The following is a 25150-nucleotide window of genomic DNA, read 5'->3' as shown; positions in this document are numbered from 1 at the left end:
CTACCTCCTCGGCTTCCTGCACGAAACGGCCACGCTCTATGTCCTCTAAACGAAAACGGCGGCGGGATTTCTCCCGCCGCCGTCGCGTTGAGTGCTTGTGCCGCAACGACTATTCGGCCGCCGCCTTCGAGGCGGCAAGCGCCTCCGCCGGCATCCGCTCGGCGAATTCGCGGCAGGCTTGCACATATTCGCGCTTCAGCCGGTCGACAAGTTCGGCGACGGGCGGCGCATCGACGATCTGGCCGATGCCCTGGCCCGAACCCCAGATGTCTTTCCACGCTTTCTGCTTCATGTTGCCGCCCGAGCCGAAATTCATCTTCGACTTGTCGGCTTCCGGCAGGTTGTGCGGATCGAGGCCGGCGGCGGCAACCGACGGCGCCAGATAGTTGCCATGCACGCCGGTGAAGAGATTGGTGTAGACGATGTCGTCGGCGGCATATTTGACCAGATGGTCCTTGTAGGACTGATCGGCGTTGGCCTCTGCCGTGGCAACGAAGCGCGTACCGAGATAGGCGAGATCGGCACCCATCGCCAGCGCACCGGCGATGCCCCAGCCGTCCGAAAGCGCGCCGGACAGAATGACCGTACCCTTGAACCACTGCTTGACCTCGCGCACCAGCGCGAAGGGCGACAGCGTACCGGCATGGCCGCCGGCGCCGGCGCAAACGAGGATCAGCCCGTCGACGCCCTGCTCGGCGGCCTTCTTCGCATGCTTCACATTGATGACGTCATGGAAAACCTTGCCACCATAGCTATGCGCTGCGGTGATTACTTCTGCCGGGGGGCGGAGCGATGTGATGATGATCGGCACTTCGAGTTTCGTGCAGATGTCGATGTCGTGCGGCAGCCGGTCGTTCGACGCATGGCAGATCTGGTTGACGGCGAACGGAGCGACCTTCTTTTCCGGATGCTTGGCCTGGTATTCGCCAAGCTCGCCCTTGATCCGCGTGATCCATTCTTCCAGCACATGCGCCGGCCGCGCATTCAGCGCCGGAAAGGATCCGACAATACCTGCCTTGCATTGCGCGATGACGAGTTCGGGGCCGGACACAATGAAAAGCGGCGAGCCGATCACCGGTATTTCCAGACTGTTCTTCAGGATATCGGGCAGCGCCATGGGGCGGTCTCCTCGGGTGATGGTGTGGCAATCAATATGGACCGGATCACGGCCTTTGGGATGTTCACGAATGAAGAGCGGGGTGTGCGTCTTCGTTCAGCGTCCGGCCAGCCGGTCGCGGTCGACCTTGGCCTTCTCGCCGATGAAATCGATGACGGCGCGCACCGGCGCTGTGTCGCGCAGATCGGGATGGGCGAGCAGCCACATCTCGGTGCCGTTGGCGAGTTTCTGCGGCGCGATGCGCACAAGGTCGGCGTAGTGGTCGCCGGTGAGGCAGACCAGCGTCGAAATGCCGATGCCGGCGCGCACGGCCTGCACGAGATCGGCGTCGGAAAAGCAGCGCAGCGCCACGCGCGCGCCCTGCGTCACATGGGCGAGCCAGTCGGCAAGCTCGACCTCGGCCGCCCTGCCGCCAAACCCCACAATCCGGTGTTCCTTCCATTCTTCGCGCTTCGACGGCAGGCCGAAACGTTCGGCATAGGAGCGCGACGCATAGAAGCCGACGCCGATGCGGCCGATCTTGCGTCCGACGACGTTTTCGCGCCCCGGCCCATATGGCCGGATAACGACATCGGCGTCGCGCCGCTTGACTGAAACCTGCGTCACTTCATTGGCAATTTCGATTTCGATGCCGGGATGGCGCGTCGCGAATTCGTCGAGATAGGGCATGAACCAGTAGGAGGCGAGGCTGTGCGGAATGGCGACGCGCACCAGGCCCTGCGCCTGGCCGTCGGCGCCGGTCGCTGCGTGGAGCGCCCGCTCGGCGGCCAGCGACATCGGCTCGACTTCGGCGCGCAACCGCTCGCCGGCGCCGGTCAGCGCATAGCCGCTCGGCTCGCGCACGAAGAGCTTGGTGCCAAGCCGTTTCTCGAGCGTCGCAATGTGGCGCCCGACCGTCGCATGGCTGAGCTTCAGCCGCCGTCCGGCGCCCGAAAGGCTCTGCGTGTCGACGACCGCCAGAAAAATGCGGTAGGCGTCCCAATTGGCGTCGTTGTTCATGGCTGAACAATCCGTTGTCCGATCCTGCAGCGGCAGACTGCGCCGGTTTTCAGTTCATTTCAAGAACTTGGGTCCATGCCCCACGACGTGTGGGCGACGCTGCGGCAATTGCCGGTGGCGGATTCCACATGTGCAAAAGCCCCGTTCCTTCTGCTAAAACAGCCGCATAAAGAGAATTGAGGCGGTCCGGCTTGTCCACACGGGCCCCAGCAGGGAGAGACCAAGGTGCTCAAAACCAGATTCACGGAAATGTTCGGGGTCGATCACCCGATCGTGCAGGGCGGCATGCAATGGGTCGGCCGCGCCGAACTCGTGGCCGCGGTCGCCAATGCCGGCGCGCTCGGCTTCATCACGGCGCTGACCCAGCCGACGCCGGACGATCTCCGCAAGGAAATCGAAAAGTGCCGGGGACTGACCGATCGTCCCTTCGGCGTCAATCTCACCATTCTGCCGGCGCTGAAGCCGCCGCCCTATGCCGAATATCGTCAGGCGATCATCGACTCCGGCGTCAAGATCGTCGAGACCGCCGGCTACAAGCCGCAGGAACATGTCGATCACTTCAAGGCGCATGGCATCAAGGTCATCCACAAATGCACCGCCGTTCGCCACGCGCTCTCGGCCGAACGCATGGGTGTCGATGCGATTTCGATCGACGGCTTTGAATGCGCCGGCCATCCGGGCGAGGACGATATTCCGGGCCTGATCCTCATTCCGGTCGCCGCCGACAAGGTGAAAATCCCGATGATCGCGTCCGGCGGCTTCGGCGATGCGCGAGGGCTGGTCGCGGCGCTGGCGCTGGGTGCCGAAGGCATCAACATGGGCACGCGCTTCATGTGCACAAAGGAAAGTGCCATCCACCAGAAGGTGAAGGAGCAGATCGTCGCCAATGACGAGCGCGCGACCGACCTGATTTTCCGCACCCTGCACAACACCGCCCGCGTCGCCAAAAACGCGGTCAGCCGCGAAGTCGTCGAAATCGAGAAAAAGGGCGGCGCCAAGATCGAGGACATCGCGCATCTCGTCGCCGGCGCGCGCGGCCGCGTGGTCTATGAAGCGGGCGATCCCGACCACGGCATCTGGTCGGCCGGCATGGTGCAGGGCCTGATCCACGACATCCCGTCCTGCCAGGAACTGGTCACCCGCATCGTCTCGGAAGCCGAGGCGATCATCGCCGGGCGTCTCAACCGCATGGCCGGCATCGCCACGGCGCGCGCGGCGGAGTAAGCGTTACGAATGTTCGAACGGGCCCGCGCTGGAAACGGCGCGGGCTTTTTCATGGCGCGTCTTCTCGCGCGACACGCTGCAAGCCGTCCGGGTCGAGCACCGAAATGCTGCGATAGCCGGTTTTGACAAGCCCACGCCGGGCAAAATCCCGCAGAACGAGATTGACGGTCTTGCGTGAAAAGCCGGTCAGTTCCGCAAGCTCGTCCTGGCGGATCGGCAGCGTCGCTGGGCCGCCACCGCCCCAGGGGAAGGAATAGAGGTAAAGCCGGCTGGCAATCTGGGCCGGCGGCGAGAGCCGCAGGCGTTCGGCATAGGCGCGTGCCGCCCAGACAAGCTGCTCGGTTGCGAGTTCGGCGAAATGCAGCCAGAGCTCCGGCATGTCGCGCACGATGGCGGCCAGCGCATGTTGCGGAATGAAGATGGTCTCGGCGCGCTCCCGCGCAATGGCCGTCGTCACGCGCTTGCCGCCCAGCACCTGCGCCGCATAGCCGAACACCGTGCCCGGCCCCGAAATGCTGATCGGGACGCTTTCGCCATTGTCGAGCACGACATGGGTCGTCACCGAGCCCGAGAGAACACCGTAAAGACCATGCGCCTCGTCGCCCGTGTCGTAGATCCAGCGGCCTGCCTCGACTGCTGAGACCTGCGCATGGGCCACCAGCGCCTCGCGCAGCCGGGCCGGGCAGCGCGAAAACCAGCCATTGCGGCTGAACGTCTCGGCAATCCGCTTCCGCTCGGGGGATGGGCGCATGATTTCTCTGAATTGTTACTCTGGTAACAATCTAGCGCGCGCCGCCGCCTATCCTCAAGGGCAGGAAAACCCATCGGGAGGAAAATCATGGACCTTGCAACGGCAACCGTCAGGAAGCTCACACCCGGCTGCGGCGCGGAAGTGCTGGGCGTCGACCTCGCCAATCCGACCAACAGCGACATGGAAGCGATCCGCGCCGCCTATCGCGACTATGGCGTGATCTTCTTCCGCGACCAGAAGCTGACGCCGGAAGAACACATCGCCTTCGCGCGGCGCTGGGGCGACATCGACATCAACAAGTTCTTCCCCGCCAACGGCAAATTTCCCGAGATCGCCGAGGTGCGGAAGGAAAAGGACCAGTTCGTCAATGTCGGCGGTGGCTGGCACACCGATCATTCCTACGACCGGGAGCCGGCGATGGGTTCGATCCTCGTCGCGCGCGAACTTCCCGATGCGGGCGGCGATACGCTCTTCGCCGATATGTACAAGGCCTATGAGGCGCTGTCGCCGGGGCTCAAGGAAACGCTCGCGAACCTGAAGGCCGTTCACTCCAATGCGCATGTCTTCGGCGCCGGCGGCGCCTACAAGTCGAGCGATCAGGCCAGCCGCTTCAAGGGCGAGAGCCTGGTCGGCGAGGCGGTCCATCCCGTCGTCATCACCCACCCCCTGAGCGGCCGGAAAGCGCTTTACGTCAATCCTGCCTTCACCACCCATTTCGAAGGCTGGAACGGATTCGAGAGCAAGGCGCTGCTCGACTACCTCTATGCCCATGCGGCGCGGCCCGAATTCACCTGCCGCTTCGAATGGCATGACGGTTCGGTCGCCTTCTGGGACAACCGCGCAACCTGGCACTTCGCCGTCAACGACTATCATGGCGAAAGGCGCCTGATGCACCGCATCACGATTGCCGGTGGGCCGCTGGGCTGACGGCGCATGATGTGGCAAGCTCCCTTCCAACGCCCGCCAAACAGGGCCATGGGAGGTAAGCATGTCGCAAGCTGCGGTGAAAAAGGGAAACATCCATGTCCGGCCGAATGCCGGCGGGTTTGGCGCCGAAATCACGGGCGCCGATCTGAGGCGGCCGCTCGACGCGGCGACCGTTGCCGACATCCGTCGGGCCTGGCTCGATCATCAGGTGGTCTTCTTTCCGGACCAGCCGCTTTCCCTCGACGAGCTCGAGTGCTTCACGCTGGCCTTTGGCGCCTGGGGCCGCACCGATTTCATCAAGCCGGTCGACGGCCACCCCAACGTGCTGGAACTGCGCCGCGAGCCGGACGAGCGATCGTCGAATTTCGGCGCCGGCTGGCATTCCGACTATTCCTTCCAGGAGGCGCCGCCGGCTGCGACATTGCTGTTGTCGAAAATCGTGCCGCCGGTCGGCGGGCGGACGCTCTTCGCCGACGGCTACCGGGCCTATGACGCGCTGCCCGAGCAAACGAAGAAACGCATTGCCGGTCTGCGTGGAATCCACAGCGCGGTTCTGCCCTATTCGAAGGAAGGCTTCTACGCCAATGAGGGCAAGGCGCGTTCGATGACAATTGTTCCATCCGACGATGCCAGAAAAACGCGGACCCATCCGGTCGTTCGTATCCATCCCGAAACGGGTCGCAAGGCACTCTTCGTCAACCAAGTCTACACAATCGGGATCGACGGTCTGCCGAAAGAGGAGGGCGACGCGCTGCTGCGTGAGCTTTGTGCGCATTCGGTCAGTGACGAATTTCTCTACCGTCATCCCTGGCAGCCCGACATGTTGCTGATGTGGGACAACCGCTGTGTGCAGCATTTTGCGGAAGGCGGTTATGACGGCCACCGCCGGTTGATGTATCGCACCACCATTGCCGGTGATGCGCCCCATTAAACGTCAGCGTCACTTACCTGATTCCACATGTTTCGTGCCGTTGCGGTACACTAAACCAGAATCGTGCGCCTACGGAACGATTCCCGTTGATTCGATTTTCACAAGGCGTATTGTTATACTGAGTTGATATTTCTCTTGGCGCGCACCCGAGGCGCGCCAAGGCGGCAGTATCGGGACGCGATTGTATGCCGGCGACCCCTTGCCCCCCCGACGCCGCGGCAGCAATTTCCCCGTAATCGCCGCCAACCCCGGATCCGGTGTCAGCCATCGGATCCGGGGTTTTTTTTTGCGGCTCAACGCGCGACGAGCAGCAGCAGGATGCCGCCCGCGACCAGCACGATGCCGATGAATTCGAGCCGGTTGGTCTTTTCCCTGAAAATGAAATGCGACGAGATGAAGGTGAAGACCAGCTCGATCTGGCCGAGCGCCCGCACATAGGCCGCGTTCTGGATGGTCATGGCGGTGAACCAGCCCATCGAGGCGAGCGCGCCGGCGAGCCCGACGATCGAACTCACCTTCCAGGTCGCGAGCGCCGCGCGCAAATCGGCCGGGCCGCGCCACCAGAGCCAGAGCGTCATCGCCACCGTCTGGATCGTCAGTACGACGACCAGTGTGTAGGCCGCGGCGGTGAGGAAGTCCGGCCGCTCCAGCGACAGCGAGGCGGCGCGGTAGCAGACGGCGGCGACGCCATAGCAGGCGCCGGAGCCAATGCCCATCAATGTCGGTTTCTCGCCGAGCGAGCGCACAAAGGCCGCGAGCGTCAGCTTCGCCTGCGCCATCGAGATGACGACGACACCGGCAAGGCTGACCAGAATGGCGAGGAACGCGCCGAGGCTGAGGAGGTCGCCGAGCACGATGAGACCGAAAAGTGCCGTCTGGATTGTCTCGGTCTTGGAATAGGTATTGCCGACCGCGAAGTTGCGATAGGCGAAGATCGCCACCAGCAGCACCGTGCCCCAAATCTGCGCGAGGCCGCCCAGCGCCGCATAGGCGAAGAAGGCCGCGTTGGGGTCCGGCAAGGTCGCGCCGGTGAAAGCGACGAGCCCCGCCAGATAGAGCGCGGCCACCGGCAATCCGTAGGCGAAGCGCACATAGGTGGCACCCATCGCCGACATCTCGCCGGTGAGCTTCTTTTGCAGCGTCGAACGCAGGTTCTGCAGGAACGCGGCGGCAATCGTGATCGGTATCCAGAGCGGCATGATGGGCGCGGACGCCGCCTCAGTCGGTGATTGCCCCGTAGACGAGCTGTTGCAGTTGCGGGCGCAAGGGGTAGGTGGAGGAGGGATAGAGCTGCGTCATGAAAATGGCGATGAGTTCCTCTTCCGGGTCGATCCAGAAATAGGTCGAGGCAGCACCGCCCCACGAGAAGTTGCCGGGAGAGCCGATCGCTTGCGATTCCGCCGGATCGAGCGTCACCTGAAAGCCGAGGCCGAATCCGGCACCGGCTGGTGCCAATTCGCTGAACATCGAATTCGATATTTCGTTCATCCGCTTGTCGCCGGGCAGGTGGTTCAGCGTCATGAATTCGAGGGTCTTGGGCGAGCAGAGCCGCACGCCTTCGAGCTCGCCACCATTGAGCAACATCTGGCAGAAGCGCCAGTAGTCGGTCATGGTCGAGACGAGACCGCCGCCGCCGGAAAGAAACTTCGGTGGTTGCGCATAGGTGCTGCTTTCGTCGCCGACATCCATGATGCCGGTCTTGCCACTTTTCGGGTCCTTGAAGTAGTTGGTGGCGAAGCGCTTGAGCTTCTCCTTCGGCACAAAAAAGCCGGTGTCGGCCATGCCGAGCGGCGCGAAGATGCGGGCAGCGAGAAATTCGTCGAGCGGCCGCCCTGACAGCACTTCCACCAGATAGCCGCAGACATCGGTTGCGACCGAATAGCTCCATTGTTCGCCGGGTGAAAAGAGCAACGGTATGTCGGCCAGCGCCGTTACCATCTCCTTCAGCGTCAGTTTCACCGTATTGGCGCCGTCGATGCCGGCGTCGCGGTAGAGCTTGTCGACCGGATGGGCGTACATGAAGCCGTAGGTGAGGCCGGATGTATGCGTCAGCAGATCGCGAATGGTCATTTCCCGCGCGCAAGACTTCGTCTCGTACTTCTCGGGCGTGCCGCCGGCCCAGACTTTCAGCTTCTTGAATTCGGGGATATAGCGCGACACCGGGTGGTTGAGCTGGAAGTGCCCTTCCTCGTAAAGCATCATCAGGGCAAGGCTGGTGATCGGCTTCGTCATCGAATAGATGCGGAAGATCGTGTCTTTTTCCATCGGCAATCCGCGCTCGCGGTCGCGCTGGCCCCGAACTTCGAAATGGGCAATTTCGCCGCCCCGAGACACCAGTGTCGAAAAGCCCGCCAGCTTTCCCCGGTCGACATAGGAGCTGAAATAATTGGGGATGTTGGCCAGCCGGTCAGCGTCGAAACCGACATCTTCGGGTTTAGAAAGGCGGGGTATGATGTTCATCGGGCGTTTCCTCGTGGCGTTGTTTTTCGTTGTCGTGTTCATTGCGTGCGCTGGCCGAGTTCGCGGAACAGGGCCTCGGCGCTTCGTCCCTGACCGGCGACCATGCCGGTCTCGTCGGCGCCAAGCGAAATCGCCTCCCAGCCCTCCGGCGTCTTGCGCAGCCGGAAACTCGGCCGCAAATGGCCGCAACGCGTCAGATAAGGCGCCATCACGCCTTGCCCGTTCTTGCGGAATTCAAGATCGAAAGGCGAGCCTTCTGCGGCGGCCGTCAGGCGCCGGCGGTCATGCTCGGTAACGAGATCGCCGGGAAATCGGACGATGCTTCCCAAGGTGTCGTTTCCTCTCGGTTGCCGGCAGGCAGTCTATGCCGGTCGGAAACAATCCACCACCTCGGCAAGCCACTTGCGCGGATTGTCTTTCCTGTCGAGCGGCGTCTTGCCATGGCGCACGACCACCATGTCGAGCTCAGGCACCGCTATTGTGTATTGCCCGTCATAGCCATTGGCCGAGAAGCTGCCCGGCCCGGCAATACCGAGCCACCAATGCGCACCGTAGAGGTTTTCGGCATCGGCCTGCTGCCATGTGGGTTGGCGCGCATAATCGACCCAGCCTTGCGGTAACAGGCGCTTTCCCTCCCACACCCCGTCGCGCAGATAGAGCAGCCCGAAGCGTGCAAAGTCGCGCGGGGTGCAATAGCAGAACGACGAACCGATAAAGGTCCCGGCCGTGTCGAATTTCGGCTGCGGCGATGTCATGCCGAGCGGTTCGAAAAGACGCCGGCGCATCAAGGCTTCGAAATCGGGCCCGAAGGCATCGGCGGCGCGCGCAAGCGCGCGACTGACGATATTGGTCGTGCCGCTCGCATAGGACCAGTAGCTGCCCGGTTCGTGCTCCAGCGGAAAGGAAGCGGCAAAATGCGCGACATCGTCCTTGCCGGCACCCCACAGCATCTCGATGACGTCGGAGGGATGCTCCGGCACATAGTCTTCGCGAAAGGCAAGCCCGCTCGACATCCGCAGCAGCAGATCGAGTGTAATCGCACGGCGCGGATCGCCGGCCGCCTGCCATTCCGGCACATCGGCCGTCGCGTGAATATCGAGCTTGCCGTCGCCGACGAGAATGCCGGCCAGCGCATGGGTGATGCTCTTGGCCTTCGACCATGACGGACAGGCGACATCGGGCCCGAAGCCGGTCCAATAGCGCTCATGGACGAGCCGTCCGCCTTTGACAATGACAACCGCATGCGTCTCGCCGAGATCGTCCGGCGCTTCCAGAGCGAAAGCATGCTCCATCAGCCTTTGCAGCCGTGCCTTGTCGGCTGCGGGCGGCAAGGCGCCGAGGGGCCATGTCCCCGTCGGCCAGGGGACGCCGGCCGGCTGCGCGGGCAGGGCGGGCAGCTTTCCGCGCGTCATGGTCCCGCTCATCGGCATTCCCCCGTTTGTGTGTGCCGATGGTGCCCGCTATCCTCGCGCTCAACAAGAAGGTCGGGAGGAAAGAATGGCGTTGCCGAGGCTCGGGATAGAGGGTGAGTGGTTTCAGGGTGCCGATGGCCGCAGGCGCTTGCTTCGCGGCGTCAATCTGGGCGGCGACTGCAAGATGCCCTACACGCCGAATGGCCACACCAACATTCCGACCGATTTTGCCGACCACCGCACGGTTTCATTCGTCGGACGGCCCTTTCCGATGGCCGAGGCCGACGAGCACTTCGGCCGCCTCAAGGCCTGGGGCTTCAACTGCCTGCGTCTGCTGACGACCTGGGAAGCGGTCGAGCATGCGGGGCCCGGAAACTACGATGAGGAATATCTCGACTATTTCGCCGCGCTCTGCCGCAAGGCCGACGATTACGGCATGTATGTCTTTGTCGACTTCCATCAGGACGTCTGGAGCCGCATGACCGGCGGCGACGGCGCGCCGGGCTGGCTCTTCGAGGCGGTCGGCCTCGATTTCACGAAGTTCCATGCGGCCGGCGCCGCGCATGTGATGCAGTACAAGTACGATTTTGCGCGTGGCGGTCGGCAGGAAGACACCTATCCGACCATGACCTGGTCGCAAAACTACAAATATCCGGCCAACGCGATCATGTGGACGCTATTTTTCGCCGGCGATACCTTCTGTCCGGATTTTCTGGTGCAGGGTCGCAGCGCGCAGGAGTTTCTGCAGGAACACTATCTGGGCGCGATGGAAGCGGTCGCGCATCGCGTGAAGGACTTGCCCAATGTCATCGGCTTCGACTCGCTGAATGAGCCGGGCTCGGGCTATGTCGGCCTGCCGCTGAGCTATCGCCATGTCGGCCCGAGCGAGAGAAATCCGATGCCGGCGCGACCGGGCCTGGCCTGGTCGCCGCTCGACGGCTTCGCCGCCGCGCGCGGCCTCGCGCGCGAAATCCCCGAAATGCAGATCGACTGGGAAGCCCGCGCGGTAGTGAAAAAGCGCGACGTGCTGGTCAATGCCGACGGCGTCTCGATCTGGAAGGCGGGCAGGCGCTGCCCCTTCGAGCGCGCCGGTGTTTACCGGCTCGACGGCGGCGAAATCGTTGCGCTGGACGAGGACTTTTTCGTCGCCCGCAACGGCCGCAAATGGAACATGGAGACCGATTTCATGGGCCCGTTCTTCGCAAAGGTCGCCAAGCGCGTCCGCGCGATCAACGATGACTGGCTGCTCTTCGCCGAACTCGATCCCGGCGCAGGCATGGTACATGGCTTTCCGCCGGAAACGCCCGCGCGCACGGTCAATGCGAGCCACTGGTACGACATCGTGACGCTGTCGACCAAGCGCTTCGACTTCCCGGTCAAGATCAATCCCTATACGGGCCGCACGACCGAGGGTGCCGACGCGATCGAAGCCTCTTACACAAGGCAGCTCGGCCGCATCAAGGACGCATCGAAGACGTTGAACCAGGGCACAGGTGCACCGGCGCTGCTCGGTGAATTCGGCATCCCCTTCGATCTCGACGATGCCGCCGCCTACAAGGCGTGGAACGCGGGCGACCGCTCGGATGGGCCGTGGGAGAAACACATCATCGCGCTCGACCTGATGTATAACGCACTCGATCAGTTGTTGATGCATTCGACGCACTGGAACTACACGGCTTCCAACCGCAACGATCAGGCGGTCGGCGACGGCTGGAACCAGGAAGACCTGTCGATCTACAGCGTCGACCAGCGCGTCGATCCGGCCGACATCGATAGTGGTGGCCGGGCGCTGAAAGGTTTTGTGCGGCCCTATGCGCGCGCCGTCGCCGGCCGGCCGCTGAAAATGAAGTTCAAGCGCGAAACCGGCGCCTTCCGTTTCGTCTACGAGGCGGAAGGAGACGGCGAAACCGAAATCTTTGTGCCGCGCCTGCAATACCCGAACGGCTATGACGTCGAGGTCGAAGGCGGCACGGCGACGCGCGACGACGAAAACCAGAGCCTCAAGGTCCATGCCGTCGGCTCGCAGAAAGTCGCGGTCATCGTCACGCGGAAGTAAGCCTCGCCGCAATTGCCGCCGCCGCCGCGCGCATCGGTTCGAGGTAGCGCCGCGCGGCTTCCGCCTCGCTCATGGTCGAGCCGATATAGCGCATGTTTATGCTTGCCGCGACCTTGTCGCCCTGCATCACCGGCACGGCGAGCCCCATCGCGGGGTCGCCGCGCATCGGCGCCGTCGTCGCATAGCCGCGCCGGCGGATGCCGTCGATCATTGCATCCACATATTTCCCGTCCCGCGCCGACGCATTCATCTTCGATTTCGAATTGCGCAGCAGCGCCATCAGCACCCGGCGCTCTTCCTCGGGACAGAACGAAATATAGGCCCGCCCCAGCGCAGACACGAGAATGGCGAGCCGCCGGTTCAGCCAGTCGGGGTCGGTCGCAAAGGGGCTTTCATGCCGCGTCGAAAGCCGGACCAGCATTGCGTCCCGGTCCAGCGTCGCAAGACCCATGGGCCATTTATGTTCCGCCGTCAGCGCCATCAGAAAAGGACGCGCCGCCTCGACCACGCGGTCGGCATGGCGAAAGCCGCTCGACAACCGCAACACCCGTTCGGTCAGCGCATAGCCGCCGCGCCGCGGTAGCCGCGCCACATGGCCCGCCGCAATCAGCGTATCGAGCAGGCGCACCAGCGTCGGCTTCGGCAAACCGGTGTCGTCATGCAGACGTGCCAGTGTCGACGACCCGGTGCCATTGAGTGCCTCCAGGATTTGCAGGCTGCGAATGACGGGCTGGACGCCATCGGCGTCGGATTGCGGCATGAATTCCTCCTGCCGTAGAGCCTAATTCCGTCTCGCGGAATTGCCAAACGCTCAGGCATCGTCGGCGGCGAGATCGAGCAGCTCGGCGACCTCGGCGCTGGCCGGCCGCGTCATCACGTCGGAGACCGAGCCCGATTGAAGGATACGGCCCTTGTGCATCACGCAGAGCCGGTCGGCGAGCCGGGTCACATCGTCGAGGTCATGCGTCACCAGTACCATCGGCATCGGCAGGTCGCGGCGCAACTCGGCAAGTTCGCGCCGCAGCTTGCGCCGCGTCACCCGGTCGACCGCCGAGAACGGTTCGTCAAGCAGCAGCACATCAGGCCGCCGCGCCAGCGCACGCGCCACCGCAACGCGCTGTTGTTCGCCGCCCGAAAGCTGAGCCGGACGCCGGTCCTCAAGCCCGTCGAGATGCACCCGCGCCAGCAGCGCTGTCGCCGCTTCGCGCCGCGTCTCGCGCGGCGTGTCGTTGAGCGCCTCCATGACATTGGCTAGCGCCGTCAGATGCGGGAAGAGCGCATAGGACTGGAACACGAGGCCCGCCCGCCGTTGCCGCGCGGGCAGGTGAATGCCGGCCGCGCTGTCGAACCATGTCGCGCCGTTACAGGCGATCCGTCCCTCGGCCGCATGGTAGAGCCCGGCAATGGCACGCAATGTCGTCGTCTTGCCGCTGCCCGATGGGCCGACCAGCGCCATCGCCTCGCCGGGCGCGACGGAGAAGGCGACGTCGAGCGGGATTTCTGCCCGTTGATGTAGCCGGACGGTGAGGCCCTTATCCATAGCGCCGCCCGATGCGTTGCGTCAGCATGTAGCTGGCGGCGATGGTGGCGAGCGAAACGAGCAGCAGCACCGCCGCCATTTGTCCGGCTGCCGCCTCATCGAAAGCCTGCACCCGGTCGTAGATCGCAATGGCGATGGTGCGCGTCTCGCCGGGAATGCTGCCGCCGACCATCAGCACCACGCCAAACTCGCCCAGCGTATGCGCGAAGGTCAACACGGTGCCGGTCAGGATGCCGGGCCAGGCCAGCGGCAGTTCGATCCGCCACAGCGTCCGCCAGCGCGACAACCCGCAACTCGCCGCCGCCTCGCGCAGCTCCGGGCCTACCGCTTCGAAGGCGCGCTGAATCGGCTGCACGGCGAAGGGAATGTTGACGATCAGCGACGCAAGCAGCAGCCCCTCGAAGGTGAAGACCAGCGTCTGCCCGAACAGCCGCTCGAACATCTGCCCGAACCATGCCCCCGACCCGAAAGCGATCATCAGATAAAAGCCGACAACGGTCGGCGGCAAAACCAGCGGCAGCGCCAACCCCGCTTCGACGAAGGCGCGCCCGCGCATCCGCGTCGCCGCGAGCCAGCGCCCGGTGAGAATGGCGGCGGGGATCAGCAGCAGCACCGTCAGCCCGCCGAGCCGGATCGTCAGCCAGAATGCTTCCCAGTCCATCAGCCGCTCACATCGTTTCGCCGGGAAGAACGAAGCCATAGCGCCGCATGATCGCGCGGGCCTCTTCGTCCTGCATGAAGGTGTGGAAGCGCCGCGCGGTCTCGCCCGCGCCTTGCAGCAGCGCCATGCGCTGGCGCAGCGGTTTGTGCATGGTTTCCGGGATCAGCGCATAGGTGCTACGCGCGCTCACTTCCGGCGCCAGCGCCAGCGACCAGGCGACGATGCCGCCCTGCGCATTGCCCGACAGCGCAAACTGCGCTGCTTGCGACACGTTCTCGCCATAGACGAGCTTGTCCTTGATCGCGTCCCACAAGCCTGCATGCCGCAGCGCTTCCTCCGCGCGCGCGCCATAGGGCGCGTGTTCGGGATTGGCGATGGCGAATTTTTTCAATCGTCCGTCTTCGAGAGCGGCGGCAAGATCGTCCAGAGTGCCGTCGGCCGCGAGCGGCGATCCCTGCGGCACGATAATGACGATGCGCCCGACCGCGTAAAGTGTGCCATCGTCCGCCGTTAGTCCGGCATCGGCGAGCCGCTGCACGAACGCCTCATCCGCCGAGAGGAACATCTGGAACGGCGCGCCCTGGCCGATCTGGCGAAAGAAGTTGCCCGACGATCCGAAGGCGAGCCTGACCTCCCGGCCGGTCGCCGTCTTGAACGATGCCGCCACGTCCGTCAGCGCGAATTGCAGGTCGGAAGCGGCCGCAATTGCCGGCACATCGCCGGCCCGTGCGGCCGAGGGGATCAGCATTGCGAGCGACAACACGAAAAATCGCAGCACCGCGCCGGATTTCATGGGTCGGGTCTCCCTTGTGGCACCGCCCGGCGGGCGGCTGGCTGCGTCTGACGCTTTATCGCCCGGCCGCGCTTGCGGGGCAATCTGCCATTAATTCCGTCTGGCGGAACTTCACAATTGCGTGCTGGCCGCCGCCGCGTCGCCACGCTTAAGTTCAAGGCAAGCGTTCGAGGAAACCCCGGACCCGGAGGATAGCCATGAGCCAGCCCGCCCTGAAGCCGCAAGCCGCGCCCTTCGCCGTCATGCCGCTGACGCCGACCATCGGCGCCGAACTTCTCGGCATCGACCTCGCAAAGCCGCTCGACGAAGCGACATTGGCGGCCATCCGCGCGGCGCTGCTCGAATGGAAGGTCGTCTTCTTCCGCGACCAGGATATCACCACCGAACAGCATCTGGCTTTCGCGCGCCGCTTCGGCGATCTCGAAGTGCATCCCTTCGCCCCCCACAAGCCGGACTACCGGGAAGTCCTCGCCATCACCCATGACAAGGACAGCAAGGGCCGCGAAAACGTCTGGCACAGCGATGTCACATGGCGCGAATGCCCCTCGCTCGGCTCGGTGCTGCGCGCGCTCGAGGTGCCCGACGTTGGCGGCGACACCCTCTTCTCCGACATGTACGCGGCCTATGACGGTCTGTCCGACTGGGTGAAGGAGAAGATCGACGGCGCGGTCGCGGTCCACGACTTCGCGCATTTCCGCAAGATGATGCGCACCCGCGGCAAGAGCGAAGCCGAGATCGAGGAGCTGAACCGCAAATACCCGATGGTCGAGCATCCGGTCGTCCGCACCCACCCGGAAACCGGCCGCAAGGGCATCTATGTCAACGCCGCCTTCGCCCAGCACATTGTCGGCATCGAGAAAGAAGCTTCCGACGCCCTGCTGGCGCTTCTCTATGCGCAGGCCGCAATCCCCGAATATCAGTGCCGCTTCCGCTGGCGCAAGAACTCCATCGCCTTCTGGGACAATCGCGCCTGCCAGCACTACGCCGTGTCCGACTACTGGCCGGCGCTCCGCCGCATGGAGCGCGTCACCATCATCGGCGACCGCCCGCGCTGACGCGCGCCACACAAGAGAGAGAAAAATGAAAGCACTCATCTACTGGGGCTCTGCCCTGGCGGCGGCCCTTGTCGTCGCGCTCCTTTCGGCCTGGTGGCTCGTCACCGATTACGACGGAAACTACCGGGCCGGTCCATGGACCACCTCCATCGTTTTCGGCAGCGTCGACGCAGATATGTACACCCGCGCCCGCGTGGCGCTCTTCGGTCTTCTCGCGCTCGACAAGCGCGAGACCATGTACTACCGGGCGGGCGTCGACAGCCACGGCGACGGGCTCACCGGCAACTGTACCTACCGCCTCGAAGGCCGCGACCTCGCCGCCCATTGGTGGAGCATCACGGCTTACGACGCCGACAGTTTCCTGATCGCCAACGAGCGCGACGTCTTCTCCTTCTCGCAGACGACGACGGCGCGCGAACCGGACGGCAGCTTCGTCATCCGCATCTCCGCCGATCCGCAGGAGAAGAACTGGCTGCCGGTAAAGACTGGCGAAAGCTTCGACCTCCTGGCCCGCTTCTACAACCCGCATGCCGCGATCTATGCCGACCCCGCCGCCGCCGTTCTTCCCTCCATCGTGAAGGAAACCTGCCGATGAACCGCAAACTCCAATGGGTTGCCGCCGTAGCGGCACTGGCAGTCGTCTTCCACGTCGCCGTCGTCTGGGCGGTCCCGCGCGTCGTCATGTCGGTCGCCGTCTCGAAACTCGGCGGCGCGGGCGCACTCAACAGCTTCGTGCATCCGCCACGCTCCACCGACAAATGGCGCACGGTGGTCCGTCCGAGCCCCGACCTCGCCTATTCGATATGCGCGCTCGATCTGTCGAAAGGACCCGTCCGCATCGTAGTGCCGGCGAGCGATCCCTACACCTCGCTCGCACTCTATTCCTCGATTACCGACAACTACTTTGTCCGCAACAACCGGCAGGATGGCGGGCTCGCCGAGGGCGAGACGATCACGCTCCTCGTCGCCGCGCCGGGCGACATGCCGGCGAACTTGCCGGAAGGCGTCGAAGCCGTCACTGCGCCGACGGCAAAGGGCCTCGCGCTGGTCCGCCGCGTCATCGAGAACGACGATGCCATGCCGAGGCTCGACGTGCTGCGCGCGGTCTCGGTGTGCGCGCCGCTGGCGGGATAATCCCGCGCGCCGAACGAATTGCGACCGGCTTCGCGTTCTGGCCGGGCGCTTGCGGGCCGTACCTTGGGAGGGGTGCGGCCCGCGCCGTTTCAGGCCCGCTCCGTCACCGCCAGCGCAAAGGCCTGCACCCGCGCCACTTCCTTCAGCCGCTCGAAGCGCCCCGACGCGCCGCCGTGCCCCGCATCCATGTTGATATGCAGCAGCGTCACATGGCTGTCGGTCTTGAGCGCCCGCAACCTGGCCACCCATTTCGCCGGTTCCCAATAGGTGACGCGCGGATCGGTCAGCCCGCCCAGCGCGAAGAGATGCGGATAGGCTTGGCGCTTCACATTGTCGTAGGGCGAATAGGACGCCATGTAGTCATAGGCCTCGACGCTCTCGATCGGATTGCCCCATTCGTTCCATTCCGGCGGCGTCAGCGGCAGCGACGCATCGAGGATCGTCGCCAGCACGTCGACAAACGGCACCTCGGCGACAATGCCCTTGAAGAGATCGGGTGCCATGTTGGCCACCGCGCCCATCAGCATGCCCCCCGCGCTGCCGCCATGCGCGACGATGTTGCCGCGCGAGGTGAAGCCTTCCGCCGCCAGATGTTCGCCGGCGGCGATGAAATCGGAAAACGTATTGCGCTTCTGGAGCATCTTGCCCGTGCGATACCAGCGATAGCCCTTTTCCTTGCCGCCGCGAATATGCGCGATCGCATAGACAAAGCCGCGATCGACCAGCGACAGCGCCGTCGTCGAAAACGAGGCCGGAATGCTGATGCCATAAGCGCCATAGCCATAGAGCAGACAAGGCGCGCTGCCGTCGAGCTTGAGGCCCTTGCGATGCAGGACCGTCACCGGCACCGTCTCGCCATCCGCCGCCGTCGCGAAAATACGCCGTGTCTCGTAGTCGGCCGGATTGTGTCCCGACGGCACTTCCTGCCGCTTGCGCAACACGCGCACATGCGTTTCGACATCGTAGTCGTAGACTTCCGCCGGCGTCGTCATCGAGCTGTAGGCAAAGCGCATCCGCGTCGTTTCATACTCGTATCCGGCGCCCATGTTGAGGTCATAGGCTTCCTCGTCGAAGCCGATTTCGTGCTCGGCGCCGTCGGCAAGCCGCCTGACCGCGATGCGCGGCAGCCCGTCGCGTCGCTCAAGCCGCACATGATGATCGCGAAAGGCGACATGATCGAGCACCAGCGTGCCCGGCCGATGCGCAATGAAGTCGCGCCAGTTTTCGCGTCCCGGCGCCTCTTCCGGCGCCTCGACGATCTTGAAATCCTCGGCGTCGGCATTGGTCAGGATTAGGAACCGCCCGCGCGGCGCGTCATGTTCGAGATCGTACTCGACGCCATCCTCGCGCGGTGCGACGAGCCGGGGCGGCGTCTCCGGCGCATCGGCGGGAATGAGATAGCATTCGCTGGTCTGGTGGTCATGGCTCGAAATCACCAGCCAGCGCCCGCTTTGTGTCTTGCCCACGCCGACGAAAAAGCCCTCGTCCTTTTCTTCATAGACGAGCCTGTCGGCGCTGGCCGGCGTACCGACGACATGCCGAAAGACCTTCAGCGGCCGGTGTTCGTCATCGACCTGCGAATAAAGAAAGCTTGTGCCGCTCGCGTCCCAGGCGATGCCGGGCGAGGTGTCGGGTACTTCGTCGTCGAGGTCATGGCCGCTCGCCACGTCGCGCAGCCGCACCGTGAAGTATTCCGACCCCTTGGTGTCCGCCGACCACGCGACAAGCCGGTGCGTCGGATCGTGGTCGACATCGCCGATCTTGAAATAGGCAAGCGCCCCCGCTTCGGTGTTGCCGTTCAGCAGAACTTCCTCGCCGCTGTCGCTTGCACGCGGCCTGCGGCAGAAAATCGGATGCTGCGCGCCCTGTTCGAAGCGCGTGTAATAGGCGAAGGGCCCGTCCGGCGACGGCACCGAGCTGTCATCCTCCTTGATCCGGCCCTTCATCTCGGCAAACAGCGTCTCGCGCAGCCCGGCCAGCGGCGCCAGCGCTTCCGCGGTATAGGCGTTCTCGGCTTCCAGATAGGCGCGGATATCCTTGTCGAGCACATCCGGGTCGCGCATCACCTCGCGCCAGTTGGCGTCGCGCAGCCAGACGTAATCGTCGGTTCTTGTGCGGTTGTGATGCGTGTCGCTTTGCGGCCGCTTGTCGGCGCGCGGCGCCGCGGCAGGGGGCGTCAGTTTCATTTGGGTTTTGTCAGTCGGCGTCGGGCTTGAAGTCGAGCGCCGTGCCGTTGGTGCAATAGCGCAACCCCGTCGGTTGCGGTCCGTCGGGAAACACATGGCCGATATGCGCATCGCATTTGGCGCAGACGATCTCGATCCGCCGCACCCCGTGGCTGAGGTCCTCGCGCTCGGCGATGGCGCCCGGCGTCACCGCGTCGAAGAAGCTCGGCCAGCCCGAGCCGCTCTCATATTTGGTCTCGGAGCGGAACAGTGGCGTCCCGCAGCAGATGCAGCTGAACGTCCCGTCGCGATGTTCGTCGAGCCAGGGCCCTGTGAAGGCGCGCTCCGTCGCCGCGCAGCGCGTGATCGCATATTGCTCGGGCGTCAGCTTCCGCTGCCATTCGTCGTCGGGCATCTTCGCGCTGTCGCCGGTCATCCGTTTAACTCCGTGAAGTCGGTTGGCGCCCCGCCTGCGGGAAGCGGGGCGCGCAAATTCGCTTATTCGAAAATCAGGCTCAGCGTTTCCGCCACCATGGCCGGGCGTTCCTGCCCTTCAATTTCCATGGTCACTTCATTGGTGATCTGCGTGCCACCGGCCTTCGGCGTCGCATCCTTGAGCTTGACGCGGCAGCGCACGCGGCTGCCCACCGGCACCATGTTGGTGAAGCGCACCTGGTTGGAGCCGTAATTGATGCCCCGCGTCGCGCTTTTCACGGTGCTGATCTTGCCCATCAGGTGCGGCAGCAGCGACAGCGTCAGATAGCCATGCGCGATGGTGCCGATACCGAGTTCCTTTTGCGTGCGCTCCGGGTCGATATGAATCCATTGATGGTCGCCCGTCGCGTCGGCGAACTGGTTGACCCGGTCCTGATCGATCTGGACCCACTCGCTGACGCCGATCTCGTTGCCTTTTTCGGCGACATAATCGGCAACCGTATTGAAGACGCGCATCTCATTCTCTCCATTGCGTATCTAGGCTGATTTTGCGGCTCTAAAGGTAACGGCCCCGATCCAATAGCGCCAACGTATATTCGCGATAGCTGAGCCCCAGCGCCTCGGCCCGCTTGCAGCGCAGGTTTACCACCTCGATCGGCGGCAATTTCCACGCTTTTTCATGCGCTTTCCGCCACGCATAGGCCTGCCAGGCCGTCGAAACGAGCAGATCCGGCCCGTTATTGTGGCCGAGCCACTCGCTCAGCGGAATGACGATGCCGGTTTCGACGAGCAGCGCTTCCTTTTGCCGCCGCGCCGTTTCCTCGCGCGCGCGGGCGAGCGCCAGCCCGCCCTTCGGGCGCTGCGCCGGACGCGGGTTGAATTTCGGCGCCGCCATCGGCAAGAGCCCTATCGTGAAAGCCGGATGCGCACCCGGCGGTCTTCCTTGGAATCCCAGGTCAGCGTTTCGTTCAGCCAGCCCCAGGCCTCGCCCTCGGCGACGATCGGCATCTTCGAGCGCGGCCAGCCTGCCGCTTCGAGCCCGGCGGCAACGTTCCGGGCCCGCTTTTGCGAAAGGGCGGTATTCGCCTTGGGATCGCCGACCTTGCTGGCCTTGCCGAACAGACAGATCTGTCCGGCCTTCTGGCCCTTGGCGAGCTTCACGATGCGCGCGAAATCCTTCTCGTATTTGGGGTCGACCCGGCTCGAATTGGTTTCGAAATAGACATAGTAGTTCCGGTCGAACACCTTGTTCGACTTGCCGAGGTTGCGGCACTCGCGCCCCTGCGTGTGCATCTCCGATGTTTGCGCCGTGGCGGGCCCCGCCAGCATTGCTGTGCCAGCCGCCAGTCCGCTTGCCAGAAATGCCGCGGCGACAAGTCCCTTAAGTGCTGCACGCATGGAAAACCTCCGTTCGGATGAATCGAACGGAGGTTACCACAAATGCGCGCTCGGCCCGATATAGGCCCTCAAACGATCTTGCTGTCGTGGTTGCCCCAGTAGCGGTCGCGGATCAGGCGCTTGTAGAGCTTGCCGGTCGGATGGCGCGGCAGTTCCTCCTCGAAATCGATCGAGCGCGGGCATTTGATCGCCGAGAGGTGCTGCTTGCAGAATTCCATCAGCTCGGCCTCGAGCGCCGGCCCCGCATCGGCCCATTTGGCCGGCTGCACGATCGCCTTTACTTCCTCGCCGAAATCCTCGTTCGGCACGCCGATCACCGCCACGTCGGCGACGCTCGGATGCATGACGAGGATGTTCTCGGCCTCCTGCGGGTAGATGTTGACGCCGCCCGAAATAATCATGAAGGCCTTGCGGTCGGTCAGGTAGAGAAAGCCGTCGGCGTCCACCTTGCCGATATCGCCCAGCGTCGACCAGTGCTTGTGTGTGGGGTGCCGGCTTTCCTGCGTCTTCTTCGGATCGTTGTAATATTGGAACATTGGCGCGTTGGGGTCTTCGGCCTCGAAATAGATTGTGCCGGCTTCGCCGATCGGCAATTCGTTGCCCTCTTCATCGCAGACATGCAGCTTGCCCATCAGCGGCTTGCCCACCGAGCCCTTGTGCGCCAGCCACTCTTCGGAGTTGAGTGCGCAGAAGCCGTTGCCTTCCGAGCCGGCGTAATATTCATAGATCACCGGCCCCCACCATGCGATCATCTGTTCCTTGACCGGAACGGGGCAGGGCGCGGCGGCATGGATCGCCACCTTCAGCGACGAGACGTCGTATTTCTTTCGTACATTCTCCGGCATCTTCAGCATCCGGACGAACATGGTCGGCACCCATTGGCTGTGGGTGATCTTGTATTTTTCGATCAGCTTCAGCGCTTCTTCCGGATCGAAATGCTCCATCACGACAATGGTGCCGCCGAGCCGGTTGACGGTCATGCAGTAGCGCAGCGGCGCGGCATGATAGAGCGGCGCCGGCGAAAGATAGCGGATGTTTTCGTCCATGCCGTAGAGCAGTTGCGCCAGCAACACGAGGCCCGACGCTTCGTCGATGGCGCCGCCGGTCAGCGGGATCCGGATACCCTTCGGCCGTCCGGTCGTGCCCGACGAGTACAGCATGTCGGTGCCGGCGGTCTGATCGGCAATCGGTGTCTTCGGCATCTGGTCGCGCACGGCTTCATAGGCCTCGTACCCGGCGACTGCGCCGCCCACCGTGAACATCCGCTCGACGCCTGGCAGATGGTTACCCTCAAGCAGTTCGCGCGCCGTCGTCTCCAGCGCCTTGGAGGTAAAAAACAATTTTGCCCCGCAATCGGCGGCAATGTAAGCGATCTCGCCGGCCGTCAGGCGCGAGGAAACACAGGTGAAATAGAGACCCGCGCGCTGTGCCGCCCAGCAGATTTCGAAATAGCGCGCATTGTTCTCCATGAAAATGGCGATGGCGTCGCCGGGTTTCAGGCCCGCCGCGCGGCAGAGATGTGCCACCTGGTTCGAACGCTCGTCGAGTTCTTTGAAGGTCACCGTCTCGCCGGTCGCACCCATGATATAGGCGGGCTTGTCCGGCGTTTTGGCGGCGTGAACATAAGGATGCATCGCTGGTCGTCTCCCGGGGGCTTTGAAAGGCGGCGTCGCTTTTATGCGCGCCCGTTGTTATATCTGGGGCCAGAAAATCCGTGGCCCTGCTGCCGCAAAGACACAGCAATATGACACTTCCGTCAACTTGCTTTGGGTCGCAGGCGATTGACGCAGCGGCAGCGCCCGCCACACACGAAATTCGGCATAAAGCCGCTTACAGGGAGCAACATACATGGCCTATGAGACGATCAAATACGAGGTGGCGGACAACATCCTGACCCTCACGCTGAACCGCCCCGACAAGCTCAACGCCTTCACCGGCCAGATGATGTTCGAAATGATCGACGCCTTCGACAAGGCGGATGCCGACGACAATGTCCGCGCCATCATCGTCACCGGCGAGGGCCGCGCCTTCTGCGCCGGCGCCGACCTCTCGGCGGGCGCCAAGACCTTCGACTATGCCGAGCGCGAGGACCGCCCCGAGAAGTCGGGCACGCCGGTCATGGCCAATGGCGAAATCGACTGGTCCCATGAAAGCGTCCGTGACGGCGGTGGCCGTCTGACGCTGCGCATTTTCGAAAGCCTGAAACCGGTCATCGGTGCCATCAACGGTCCGGCCGTCGGCGTCGGCGTCACCATGCAATTGCCGATGGATATCCGCCTTGCCTCCGACAATGCGAAGTTCGGTTTCGTCTTCGCCCGCCGCGGCATCGTGCCCGAAGCCTGTTCGAGCTGGTTCCTGCCCCGCGTCGTCGGCATCAGCCAGGCGCTTGAATGGACCTATTCGGGCCGCGTCTTCGGCGCCGAGGAAGCCCTGAAGGGCGGTCTGGTGCGTTCGCTGCACAAGCCGGAAGACCTGCTTCCCGCCGCCCGCGCCATTGCAAAGGAAATCGCCGACAACACGGCGGCCGTCTCGGTCTCGCTGACGCGGCAGATGCTCTGGCGCATGCTCGGCGCCGACCATCCGATGGAAGCGCATAAAGTGGACAGCCGCGCCATCTACGCCCGCGGCGCCTCGGCCGACGCCAAGGAAGGCGTCATGTCCTTCCTCGAGAAGCGCCCGGCGGTCTATCCCTGCAAGACCTCGACCGACATGCCCTCCTTCTTCCCGTGGTGGCAGGAGCGCAAATACAGCTGACCGGAGAGGCGTCGCCGCCTATCGCGGCGGCGCCTCGACCCGCCACAACGGCGTCAGCCAGTAGATCGCGAACCACAGAAACACCATCAGCCCGCACGGCACCAACACCGCATCGAGCGGCCCGACCCAGGCGATCAGATAGCCGATCAACACCGCGCCGATAGGTCCGCCGCCCATCGTCCCGAGATTGAAGCCGGCGAGCATCCGTGCTCTGAGCGCTGGCGTCGCGCTTTCCTGCACGATGGCGCGCGACTGGCTCATCGAAATCCCGGCCGCCAGTCCCCAGCAAAACGCCAGCAGGAACACGCCCCAGATCGGCGGTTCGAAATGGATGAGCACCATCACGCCCGAACCTGTGCACATGGCGAGCATGATCGCGCGCCCCTGCCGCCGGATCGGCCGCATCCGCGACAGCACGAAAGATGAAATGCCGATGCCGCCGAAAAACGACATGAAGACGAAGCCGATCTCGCGCGAACTGCCGTGATAGATGTCGCGGATCAGCAGCGGGAACAGCACCATGAAGACGCCCATGAAGAGGATGCCCGAGAAGAACATCAACAGCAGCACCGGCCGGATACGCTGATCGCGCCAAACCGCTTCGAGCCCTTCCTTGACGTCGCGCAGCGGCCGGCGCCGTGTGCCGGGCGCGCGGTGCTCGACCGGCGGCGACACGGCAAGCCGCGACGTCGTGAAGGCGGCAAAGCCGAGCAGCAACGCCTGCAGGATCAGCAGCGGCGCCGCACCGACATATTCGGCCGGACTTCCAAGCGCATAGCCGCCGACCTGGCCGAGAAACTGACCGCTCATGGCGAGCGCCACCGCGCGCTGGATGTTGCCGCCAAGGCTTGTCATCGCGACGCGCGACAGCATCGAGTCCCGCGCCGGCATGATGAAGCCGCCCAGCGTCGACAGCGCCAGCGCATAAAGGATCATCATCTCGTAGAAAAGAATGCCGTTCCAGATCAGCGCCGCGAGCAGGAGCGGCGGCACCATTGCGATGAATTGCAGCCGCATCAGATGCGCGCGCAGCTCGACCCGGTCGGCCATCGCGCCGCCGAACAATCCGAGGATCAGCATCGGCAGCATCGAGAACATCTGCGCGATGCCGACGCGGTCGGAGCTTTCATGCAGCACGAAAGCGATGATCCACGGGAACAACACGCCCTGGATGCCGCCCGCCAGGAAATAGCCCCAGAGACCGGCCATGTACCAGCCATGGTCGTTCCGCGGCGTCCCGGCGGCGGGCGCGTCTTGTGCAGTCATCGAGTGCCTCGGAGCGGCGAAGACGTGCCGCGACAGGAATGGAAAATGGTTCGGTAGCCTCACTATAGGCGC

Annotated in this window: 26 protein-coding genes; 8 read left to right on the top strand and 18 right to left on the bottom strand. The window is 63.9% G+C overall.

Annotation, left to right across the window (positions count from 1 at the left end; translation table 11 throughout):
- Positions 1–109: 109 nt before the first annotated feature.
- Complete coding sequence (locus tag Q7V31_RS06715) at positions 110–1117, bottom strand: nitronate monooxygenase family protein (protein ID WP_304733256.1); 1008 nt, start codon at positions 1115–1117, stop codon at positions 110–112.
- A gap of 96 nt (positions 1118–1213) precedes the next feature.
- Complete coding sequence (locus tag Q7V31_RS06710; RefSeq protein ID WP_304733255.1) at positions 1214–2116, bottom strand: LysR family transcriptional regulator; 903 nt, start codon at positions 2114–2116, stop codon at positions 1214–1216.
- Positions 2117–2341: 225 nt separating this feature from the next.
- On the opposite strand from Q7V31_RS06710, the gene Q7V31_RS06705 reads away from it, so the two are divergent.
- Positions 2342–3340: a nitronate monooxygenase family protein gene (locus tag Q7V31_RS06705; RefSeq protein ID WP_304733254.1), complete on the top strand. Its 999-nt coding sequence runs from the start codon at positions 2342–2344 to the stop codon at positions 3338–3340.
- 49 nt (positions 3341–3389) lie between these two features.
- On the opposite strand, the gene Q7V31_RS06700 is transcribed toward Q7V31_RS06705, so the two are convergent.
- Positions 3390–4091 (bottom strand): Crp/Fnr family transcriptional regulator, encoded by a 702-nt coding sequence (locus Q7V31_RS06700; RefSeq protein WP_304733253.1) that lies wholly within the window; start codon positions 4089–4091, stop codon positions 3390–3392.
- Between the two features lie 87 nt (positions 4092–4178).
- Between Q7V31_RS06700 and Q7V31_RS06695 the strand changes: the two genes are divergently transcribed.
- Both Q7V31_RS06695 and Q7V31_RS06690 read left to right on the top strand, forming a co-directional pair.
- Complete coding sequence (locus Q7V31_RS06695; protein WP_304733252.1) at positions 4179–5018, top strand: TauD/TfdA family dioxygenase; 840 nt, start codon at positions 4179–4181, stop codon at positions 5016–5018.
- 61 nt (positions 5019–5079) lie between these two features.
- Positions 5080–5949, top strand: a complete 870-nt coding sequence (locus Q7V31_RS06690) for a TauD/TfdA family dioxygenase (protein ID WP_304733251.1) — start codon at positions 5080–5082, stop codon at positions 5947–5949.
- A gap of 293 nt (positions 5950–6242) precedes the next feature.
- On the opposite strand, the gene Q7V31_RS06685 is transcribed toward Q7V31_RS06690, so the two are convergent.
- Genes Q7V31_RS06685 through Q7V31_RS06670 form a run of 4 tightly spaced genes read right to left on the bottom strand, consistent with a single transcriptional unit; the run spans position 6243 to position 9833 of the window.
- A complete protein-coding gene (locus tag Q7V31_RS06685; RefSeq protein WP_304733250.1) occupies positions 6243–7148 on the bottom strand; it encodes a DMT family transporter in 906 nt (301 codons plus the stop codon).
- A gap of 19 nt (positions 7149–7167) precedes the next feature.
- On the bottom strand, positions 7168–8409 hold the full coding sequence (locus Q7V31_RS06680; protein WP_304733249.1) for a serine hydrolase: 1242 nt from the start codon (positions 8407–8409) through the stop codon (positions 7168–7170).
- 38 nt (positions 8410–8447) lie between these two features.
- Positions 8448–8738, bottom strand: coding sequence for a hypothetical protein (locus Q7V31_RS06675; protein ID WP_304733248.1), 291 nt, complete (start codon positions 8736–8738; stop codon positions 8448–8450).
- Positions 8739–8771: 33 nt separating this feature from the next.
- Positions 8772–9833 carry a serine hydrolase gene (locus Q7V31_RS06670; protein WP_304733247.1) on the bottom strand — a complete coding sequence of 354 codons (1062 nt, stop codon included), beginning with the start codon at positions 9831–9833 and terminating at the stop codon, positions 8772–8774.
- Positions 9834–9906: 73 nt separating this feature from the next.
- Here Q7V31_RS06670 and Q7V31_RS06665 point away from each other — a divergent pair, with 73 nt between their 5' ends.
- Complete coding sequence (locus Q7V31_RS06665) at positions 9907–11877, top strand: cellulase family glycosylhydrolase (protein ID WP_304733246.1); 1971 nt, start codon at positions 9907–9909, stop codon at positions 11875–11877.
- On the opposite strand, the gene Q7V31_RS06660 is transcribed toward Q7V31_RS06665, so the two are convergent.
- The 4 genes from Q7V31_RS06660 to modA are packed head-to-tail and all read right to left on the bottom strand — an operon-like array spanning position 11864 to position 14871.
- Complete coding sequence (locus tag Q7V31_RS06660) at positions 11864–12637, bottom strand: DNA-binding transcriptional regulator (protein WP_304733245.1); 774 nt, start codon at positions 12635–12637, stop codon at positions 11864–11866. The genes Q7V31_RS06665 and Q7V31_RS06660 overlap by 14 nt on opposite strands.
- A gap of 51 nt (positions 12638–12688) precedes the next feature.
- A complete protein-coding gene (locus Q7V31_RS06655) occupies positions 12689–13417 on the bottom strand; it encodes an ABC transporter ATP-binding protein (RefSeq protein WP_304733244.1) in 729 nt (242 codons plus the stop codon).
- Entirely contained in the window at positions 13410–14078 is a 669-nt protein-coding gene (gene modB, locus Q7V31_RS06650; protein ID WP_304733243.1) for a molybdate ABC transporter permease subunit, read from the bottom strand. The genes Q7V31_RS06655 and modB overlap by 8 nt, the downstream gene beginning before the upstream one ends.
- Before the next feature lie 7 nt (positions 14079–14085).
- Positions 14086–14871, bottom strand: a complete 786-nt coding sequence (modA, locus tag Q7V31_RS06645) for a molybdate ABC transporter substrate-binding protein (protein ID WP_304733242.1) — start codon at positions 14869–14871, stop codon at positions 14086–14088.
- Positions 14872–15068: 197 nt separating this feature from the next.
- On the opposite strand from modA, the gene Q7V31_RS06640 reads away from it, so the two are divergent.
- Genes Q7V31_RS06640 through Q7V31_RS06630 form a run of 3 tightly spaced genes read left to right on the top strand, consistent with a single transcriptional unit; the run spans position 15069 to position 17060 of the window.
- Positions 15069–15926 (top strand): TauD/TfdA family dioxygenase, encoded by an 858-nt coding sequence (locus tag Q7V31_RS06640; RefSeq protein WP_304733241.1) that lies wholly within the window; start codon positions 15069–15071, stop codon positions 15924–15926.
- Between the two features lie 25 nt (positions 15927–15951).
- On the top strand, positions 15952–16521 hold the full coding sequence (locus Q7V31_RS06635; protein WP_304733240.1) for a DUF1214 domain-containing protein: 570 nt from the start codon (positions 15952–15954) through the stop codon (positions 16519–16521).
- Positions 16518–17060, top strand: a complete 543-nt coding sequence (locus Q7V31_RS06630; RefSeq protein WP_304733239.1) for a DUF1254 domain-containing protein — start codon at positions 16518–16520, stop codon at positions 17058–17060. Before Q7V31_RS06635 ends, Q7V31_RS06630 begins: the two co-directional genes overlap by 4 nt.
- Before the next feature lie 89 nt (positions 17061–17149).
- Here Q7V31_RS06630 and Q7V31_RS06625 read toward each other — a convergent pair whose 3' ends face one another.
- The 6 genes from Q7V31_RS06625 to Q7V31_RS06600 form a co-directional block, all read right to left on the bottom strand.
- On the bottom strand, positions 17150–19246 hold the full coding sequence (locus Q7V31_RS06625; RefSeq protein WP_304733238.1) for a S9 family peptidase: 2097 nt from the start codon (positions 19244–19246) through the stop codon (positions 17150–17152).
- A gap of 10 nt (positions 19247–19256) precedes the next feature.
- Positions 19257–19661 carry a peptide-methionine (R)-S-oxide reductase MsrB gene (gene msrB, locus Q7V31_RS06620; protein ID WP_304733237.1) on the bottom strand — a complete coding sequence of 135 codons (405 nt, stop codon included), beginning with the start codon at positions 19659–19661 and terminating at the stop codon, positions 19257–19259.
- 62 nt (positions 19662–19723) lie between these two features.
- Positions 19724–20176, bottom strand: coding sequence for a MaoC family dehydratase (locus Q7V31_RS06615; RefSeq protein WP_304733236.1), 453 nt, complete (start codon positions 20174–20176; stop codon positions 19724–19726).
- 40 nt (positions 20177–20216) lie between these two features.
- Positions 20217–20555 carry a hypothetical protein gene (locus Q7V31_RS06610; protein WP_304733235.1) on the bottom strand — a complete coding sequence of 113 codons (339 nt, stop codon included), beginning with the start codon at positions 20553–20555 and terminating at the stop codon, positions 20217–20219.
- An 11-nt stretch (positions 20556–20566) separates the two neighbouring features.
- Complete coding sequence (locus Q7V31_RS06605; protein ID WP_304733234.1) at positions 20567–21058, bottom strand: OmpA family protein; 492 nt, start codon at positions 21056–21058, stop codon at positions 20567–20569.
- Positions 21059–21126: 68 nt separating this feature from the next.
- Positions 21127–22692, bottom strand: a complete 1566-nt coding sequence (locus tag Q7V31_RS06600) for an AMP-binding protein (RefSeq protein WP_304733233.1) — start codon at positions 22690–22692, stop codon at positions 21127–21129.
- 214 nt (positions 22693–22906) lie between these two features.
- Between Q7V31_RS06600 and Q7V31_RS06595 the strand changes: the two genes are divergently transcribed.
- Complete coding sequence (locus Q7V31_RS06595) at positions 22907–23812, top strand: crotonase/enoyl-CoA hydratase family protein (RefSeq protein WP_304733232.1); 906 nt, start codon at positions 22907–22909, stop codon at positions 23810–23812.
- 18 nt (positions 23813–23830) lie between these two features.
- Here Q7V31_RS06595 and Q7V31_RS06590 read toward each other — a convergent pair whose 3' ends face one another.
- A complete protein-coding gene (locus tag Q7V31_RS06590; protein ID WP_304733231.1) occupies positions 23831–25078 on the bottom strand; it encodes an MFS transporter in 1248 nt (415 codons plus the stop codon).
- Positions 25079–25150: the final 72 nt, after the last annotated feature.

Origin of the sequence: Parvibaculum sp. (assembly GCF_030651915.1) — a bacterium.
GTDB lineage: Bacteria > Pseudomonadota > Alphaproteobacteria > Parvibaculales > Parvibaculaceae > Parvibaculum.
The sequence above is the reverse complement of the archived record's forward strand: the minus strand, read 5'-3'. Positions and strand labels throughout refer to the sequence as shown.